We start from the raw sequence: 1,253 nt of genomic DNA on the forward strand, positions 1-1,253 counted from the left end.
CCGTCGGCGTTCGTTGTGTTGGAGTCGATTCCGTTGACTCCGGCGGGCAAGTTGGACCGACGCGCACTACCGTCTCCGACGCTGGCGTCGCACTCGGTGTTCCGTGCCCCACGGACGGACAACGAACGACGAGTGGCCGCGGTCTTCGCGGACCTGCTGGACTCGCCGAAGGTCGGCATCGACGACAGTTTCTTCGATCTCGGCGGAAACTCCTTGGTCGCAACACGATTGATCGCTCGGGTGAACGCCGATCTCGGTTCGTCTCTGCGGGTTCTCGATCTGTTCGAGGCGCCGACGGTCGTCGGGTTGACCGCTCGTGCCGAGGACACCGCCGGCTCGTCGAATCGTCCCGCGCTGGTTCGTGCGGAGCGGCCGGACGTGGTTCCGTTGTCGCTCGCCCAGCAACGGATGTGGTTCATCAACCAGTTCGACACGCAGTCGGCTGCCTACAACATCCCACTGGCAGTGCGGTTGTCCGGTGCCGTGGACGTCGCGGCGCTCAGCGCAGCGGTGACGGACGTGGTCGAACGCCACGAGAGTCTTCGAACCGTGTTCCCGACGGTGGGCGAGCTGCCTCGGCAGGTAGTGCTCGACGTGGCCGACGTCGATCTGTCGCTGGACATGGTGTCCATCGACGAGAGCGCACTGGCCGGGCACGTGTCGTCCGAGGCTGCACGCGGCTTCGACGTCACGACCGACATGCCGATCAGAGCTACGCTCTACCGGCTCGACGGTCGTGAGGATCGGCATGTGCTGGCCATCGTGGTGCATCACATCGCGGCCGACGGTGCCTCCATGGCGCCGCTCGCCTCCGATGTGATGATCGCGTACTCGTCCCGGGTGGCCGGTGAAGTTCCGGCCTGGGAACCGTTGGCAGTTCAGTACGCGGATTACTCGCTGTGGCAGCGCGGACTGCTGGGGTCGGAGTCCGACTCGGAATCCCTGATGTCCCGCCAGTTGGCGTATTGGTCCCGAGTACTGGCGGATGCGCCAGACGTTCTGCCGTTGCCTCTCGATCGACCGCGCCCCAGCACTCAATCCGTGGCGGGCGCAACGACGAGATTCGAGATTCCCGCGGGACTGCGGTCCGAGCTCGTGCGGCTGGGCGCCGCACACGACGCGACACCGTTCATGGTGTTCCATTCCGCACTGGCGCTCCTGTTGGCCAGGTTGAGTGGTACCGAGGACATCGTGGTGGGTACGCCGATCGCGGGTCGTGGTGAGGCCGGGTTGGATGCGTTGGTCGGTATGTT

Annotated in this window: 1 protein-coding gene; it reads left to right on the plus strand. The window is 65.4% G+C overall.

Features of this window, described 5'->3' with window-relative positions; genetic code table 11:
* On the plus strand, nucleotides 1-1,253 hold a 1,253-nt coding region (locus tag H292_RS27640; RefSeq protein WP_037189184.1), incomplete at both ends, for a condensation domain-containing protein.

It is taken from the genome of Rhodococcus sp. 114MFTsu3.1, assembly GCF_000383555.1.
Taxonomy (GTDB): Bacteria; Actinomycetota; Actinomycetes; order Mycobacteriales; family Mycobacteriaceae; genus Rhodococcoides; species Rhodococcoides fascians_E.